General features: G+C 34.5%; 5 protein-coding genes. All 5 read right to left on the bottom strand.

The window, feature by feature from the left end; all coding sequences use genetic code 11:
- Positions 1-1074 (bottom strand): pyridoxal phosphate-dependent aminotransferase (locus ACJML3_RS05785; protein WP_406021424.1); only part of this gene is annotated, 1074 nt, incomplete at its 3' end.
- Positions 1075-1089: 15 nt separating this feature from the next.
- Positions 1090-2460, bottom strand: a complete 1371-nt coding sequence (locus ACJML3_RS05780) for an FAD-binding oxidoreductase (protein ID WP_406021422.1) — start codon at positions 2458-2460, stop codon at positions 1090-1092.
- A gap of 52 nt (positions 2461-2512) precedes the next feature.
- The gene (locus tag ACJML3_RS05775) at positions 2513-3160 is read right to left on the bottom strand and encodes a methionine ABC transporter permease (protein ID WP_406021426.1); all 648 of its coding nucleotides are present in this window, start codon (positions 3158-3160) and stop codon (positions 2513-2515) included.
- Between the two features lie 19 nt (positions 3161-3179).
- Entirely contained in the window at positions 3180-4202 is a 1023-nt protein-coding gene (locus ACJML3_RS05770) for a methionine ABC transporter ATP-binding protein (RefSeq protein ID WP_406021420.1), read from the bottom strand.
- A 47-nt stretch (positions 4203-4249) separates the two neighbouring features.
- Positions 4250-5101 (bottom strand): MetQ/NlpA family ABC transporter substrate-binding protein, encoded by an 852-nt coding sequence (locus ACJML3_RS05765; protein ID WP_406021418.1) that lies wholly within the window; start codon positions 5099-5101, stop codon positions 4250-4252.
- Positions 5102-5925: the final 824 nt, after the last annotated feature.

Genomic DNA, 5925 nt, shown 5'->3' with positions numbered 1-5925 from the left:
TGAGTTAACCTTCTCTTTGAAGAATGATGATCCTGGTACTGCTCCAACCTTTACATCCCTTGCAAGGTCAAGACAGAACTCATAGTCATCATCATAACCAAATTCACTTATATCAACCATTACAAAGTATGTACCCTGAGGCTCATAGAACTTAAGGCCAATTTCCTTAAGACCATTACAGAAAAGCTCTTTTCTGTGAGTGAACAGATCACGTACACCTTCATAATAAGAATCTGGCAGGGTAAGACCTGCAATTACAGCCTCCTGAAGAGGAGCTGCTGCACCAACAGTTAAGAAATCATGAACCTTTCTTACTCTATCCATAACATAAGAAGGAGCTGCCACATAACCTAAACGCCAGCCAGTGATTGAATATGTCTTAGAAAGAGAGTTACACATGATGGTACGCTCTTTCATACCAGGAAGAGTTGCTAAATATGTATGCTGATGTGGAGTAAAGATAATATGCTCATATACTTCATCAGTAATTACAAATGCATCGTATTTTTCAACAATTCTTGCAATTTCTAAAAGCTCTTCTCTTGTGAAAACCTTACCAGAAGGATTTGACGGATTACAAAGAATTAATGCTTTAGCACCTTCCTTGAATGCATTCTCAAGCTCAACAGGATCAAATGAGAAATCAGGTACATGTAAAGGAACATAAATTGGAGTTGCACCACATAAAACAGCATCAGCACCATAGTTTTCATAAAATGGTGAGAAAATTGCTATCTTCTGACCTGGGTTGATTGTTGCCATTACAGCACACATCATAGCCTCTGTACCACCACAGGTAATACAAAGTTCACTTGCAGGATCAAAGTGAATTCCTGAAAAATGCTCGATTTTTGCTGATAAAGCTTCAAGAGTTTTTGGATTTCCAAATGTGATTGCATACTGATGAGGACCAGTATGGGCTACATGAGAAAGACTGTTCATGAGCTCTATAGGAGGATCATTATCAGGAAAGCCCTGAGACAGATTTAATGCACCATACTGATTACACACTCTAGTCATTCTTCTGATGACTGAATCAGTAAAATATTTGGTTCTCTCGCTTAATTGAATCATATTTTTTCCACTTTTTTAATTTGCATAACCATTATGCGGATTTAGAAGATTGTATTCATCAAATGACTTTTTAATACCAGTCATCAATGCTCTGTATTCTTCATTTGTATTTTGTAAAAAGAACGCCCTTTTGTCCTTTCCGATACCATGTTCACCTGAGGCTACACCACCTAACTGATATGCTTTTTTATAAAGCTTTTCCATGGTGTTTTTAAGAATATCAGGCCACAGTTTATCATCAATTGAATCTTTAAGAACACAAAGATGAACATTACCATCGCCTGCATGACCAAAAGCTACAATTCTAGGAGATCCGTTTTCAGTCAGATAATTAACATATTCAACAAAATCTGTAATTGCTTTTAAAGGAACTACAATATCAATAGGCTCCCAAGGACCTGAGGCATTTACAGCTCTTGCAATAGCACCTCTGATTTCCCAGACATCTTTTGCAACAGATTCATCCTCAAGGCTGATAACCTCGATTGCACCATTTGATAAAACAACACTCTTTAGTCGCTGATAGCGATCTAAAACAGATGATTTATCACCATCTAAAGTTACGATTAGGTAAGATTTTGCACTCTGACATGGGAACTGTTTATTCAGAAACTGCTCGCCGTATGCTATTACCTTTTTCTCAACAAATTCTATAGCGGTTGGATCTAAATGAGCCTTGAAAATAACATTTACGTTGTTGATACCGGTCTTTAATGAATCAAAAGCTATTACGGTATTGAGTGTATATTCTGGCATTGGCAGAAGCTTTAGAACAATCTTTGTAATTACACCTAAAGTACCTTCAGAACCAACAATCAGCTGTTGAAGATTTAAGCCTGCTGAAAACTTATATGTTGAAGCACCTAAATGCACCTTTGTTCCATCGATTTTATACAAATCAAGTGCAAGTACATAATTTCTTGTTACGCCGTACTTAACTGCTCTCATACCACCGGCATTTGTTGAAACATTACCACCAATAGAAGCGCCTTTTTCAGCTGGATCAGGAGCATAAAGATAACCGCGCTTTTCAACAAATTCGATTAAATCTCTTAAGATAACACCTGGCTCTACAGTTACTGTTAGATTCTCTTCATCCAGCTCTAAAATGCGGTTCATAGAGCTTACATCAAGAACAATGCCACCTTCAGGAATAGTACAGCCAGACAGATTAGTTCCTGCACCTCGTACAACTACGGGAATTTTATTGGTATAGGCTATTTCAAGGACAGTCTTTACATCTTCTTCATCTGATACAAGAACGTAGGCATCAGCAAAGCCTACATGAGAACCAACAAAGTCTGTCAGATACTTTTTATCGATATCTGAGCCGTAAACAACTCTACCTTTAATTCTTCCTTCAAATAATTGTTTTAAATCCGCCATAATTGCCTCAAATGACAAAAGGAGAGTTTCCTCTCCTTGAATTTATCAAATCTTAATGAGATAGTTTCTTCGCTACAAGATCGCCTATGTACTGCGCTGTCTGAACAATAAAGACCAGAACAATAATTGTGAAGATCATAATACCGGTTTCATATCTGTAGTAACCATACTGAACTGCAAGGTTACCAATACCACCGCCTCCGACCATTCCGGCCATTGCAGAGAAACCGATAAGGCTGATGAATGTAACTGTAATACCTCTTACAATACCAGGAGCTGCCTCCACTAATAGAACCTTTCTTATGATAAGAGAGTTTCTTGCACCTGTTGACAGTGCAGCTTCAATAACACCTGGATCAACTTCCTTTAAGGAGATTTCGATTAATCTTGCTAAAAATACGGTTGCTGTAATTGACAGTGGTACTGATGCTGCAACAGGACCGATTTTTGTACCTACTATATAGAAGGTTAATGGCAGTGTAAACACAACAAGGATAATAAATGGAATTGATCTGATAAAGTTGATTATTCCTGCAACAGCCTTGTTTAAAACTGGTTTCTGGAAGAAAGCCTTGTTTGATGTCAGATATAAAAGGAAACCAAAAATAGAACCAAAAATAAGTGACAGAACAAAGGAAATACCTAGCATAATTGCAGTTTCATAAATAGCTTTCCAAAGCTCATTTTTTAAAATAGTCAGAGTAGAATCTAAGATCTCATTAAACATTTGCAACCACTCCTGAAAACTCGTGAACATAAGCCTTTTCCTTTAAGAAGGAAAGTACTGAATCGATTTGTGCTTTATCATTGCCTCTTAAGGAAATCAGAAGACGGCCTAAAGGCTTTTGCTGAATATATTCAATATTTCCTGCAATGATGCTCAGATCGGTATTTGTAAAACGTCTTGAAACTTCAGAAATAACAGCTTCATAAGCGTTTTCTTCCTTAAAGGTAATTAGAAACAGAGAATGTTCATGATCTAAAACTTCTTGTGGAACTACTCCATCAAAGCTCTTATTAATAAGATTCTTTGCAGCATTACTCTCTGGACGGGCAAAGATATCATAGCTTGAACCAACCTCAACAAGCTTACCCTGATCCATCACGGCAATCTTGTCAAAAAGACTCTTTGCAACTTCCATCTGATGAGTAATAAACAGAATGGTAATAGGATATGAATTCTTAATATTCTTTAAAGTCTGAACAACTTCTTTTGTATTATCAGGATCTAATGCAGATGTTGCCTCATCGCACAAAAGAATCTCAGGATTGTTAGCTAATGCTCTTGCGATGGCCACACGCTGTTTCTGACCACCAGATAAAGATGATGGATAAAGTTTTGCCTTATCAGATAAACCAACTAATTTGAGTAATTCTAAAACTCTTGATGGGATCTGATTTTTAGGAGTTGATGAAGCTTTTAAAGCAAAAGCTACATTATCATAAACAGTTGCATTCTTAACAAGATTGAAATGCTGGAAGATCATACCAATCTTTAAACGCAGGTTAGATAAAGCAGCTCCATCAAGAGATGTAATATCCTCGCCGTTTACAAAAACCTTACCTGAAGTTGGTCTTTGCAGTAAGTTTACAGTTCTTACAAGAGTTGATTTACCGGCACCTGATGAGCCTACAATTCCGAAGAACTCACCTTTTTTTACCTCAAGTGATACCTTGTCTACTGCTGTGAAGGTTTTATCATCACGAGTAAACTTGACACTTACATCTTCAAATCTAATCATTTTATTTTTCCTAGACTGATTATTTTAGTTATTGTAATTAAAATTTCTTACTTAGTAGCTGGCCACCACTGTGGTCGTGTAAAGGCATCAAAGTTCTTATCATTCTCAATACCCTTAACAAACTCATCAGAGGTTACTGCATCCTTGAATAGCTTGCCAATAGTATTTTCGTTTTTCTTTGCAACAGCAACAACATTCTTGATAGGCTCTGACACATCTTCAACACCTAATGCCTTTGAGTAATCAAGATTTGATGCATAAGCATAGTTGCCAGGAATAAAGCCTGCTGCAATACTATCAAGTGATCTTGAAATCTGAGCTGCCTCCATTGGAACAAAAACATAATTCTTCTTGTTTTCATCAATATCAGCAATAGATGCCTTCTGCTCTGACTTCTCATCCTTTAAGGTAATAATGCCAAGTTTCTTAGCAATACCTAAAGCTCGTGATAAGTTAACAGCATCTGTAGGAATACCAATCTTTGAATTTTCAGGTAGTTCATCAAATGACTTGTACTTATCAGAGAAAACGCCAAGACCTAAAGTTGGAACATTAATAACAGATGTTAACTTTAATCCCTGATTTTGAACAATTGAATCGAGATAACGCTGATGCTGCATGAGGTTAACATCAATGTCACCTGCATCTAAAGCTGCATCTGGCTGAACATAATCTGTAAATTCAACAAACTCAATCTTGTAGCCCTTAGCTTCAATAATAGGACGAATATGTTTATCAATCATTCCTCTGTAAGGGCCTGGAACAACACCAACCTTAATAACAGATGGAATGCCGTTTTCATCAACAGATGAGCTCTTTTTATCGTCACCACAGGAAACAACAGCTAAAGATAAAGAACTAACAAGAAAAACCTTAGATAAATACTTTAGTAGCTTCATAATAATCTCCTGATTTCAATACATATATAGAAGCAAAACAATGTGTACATGATACAAAATCTATAAAAATTAACTAATACTATTTATCAATAGATATATATAAGAAATTTCTATAACAACACAATAACACAAAAAACGCTAAAAAAGGCATATACACAACAGCGATGAATAGTGAGTCATAAAAATAGAGTAGAGGCCAAATCTGATCGATTTAGAAGACATAAATAAAAACAAAATAAATAATACTAAAAAGAAAGAATAAGTAATAAAAAGAAAAACAAACTATATTAGTTTAAAGAATTTCAAACAAACTTATTATAAATAATATCAATATTACGTTTGTAATGTTTTATATTATTTTGCTTTACACTGTTTTTTTTAAACACCCTTATACAAACCTCAATCTATTTTCATATCTCTCTGGCTATGCATAAATTTTGTAATTAAATTTCATTTCAATAATTACATTTTTAAAACCACACTTTCATAAATTACATTTTTATAAAATACATTTTAAAATGTATATAAATATATTTATATCTAAGCTAATTTACAATTACATATATTCAAATATTTATGTTTTATTTCAATATGTTAACATTTAACAAATATTTATATATAGTAAAGATATATTGATATTGTCTGATTATTTTCAATTTCAGATTTTTATATTTTCACTTTCAGATTTTCGTTTAACATAACGTCATTTTGATATAACTACTTTCATTTTTTGTAATTTATAATATTAAACTGCTCTTTTCTAAACTTTATGTTTGAAAAGAAACGCTCGAGAATTTAAGGAAGGTTTATAAATTTTTATTACT

Origin of the sequence: Succinivibrio sp. (assembly GCF_045124615.1) — a bacterium.
In the GTDB taxonomy this organism is placed as follows: domain Bacteria; phylum Pseudomonadota; class Gammaproteobacteria; order Enterobacterales; family Succinivibrionaceae; genus Succinivibrio; species Succinivibrio faecicola.
Note: the sequence above shows the minus strand (reverse complement) of the source record. Positions and strands in the feature narration are given on the sequence as shown.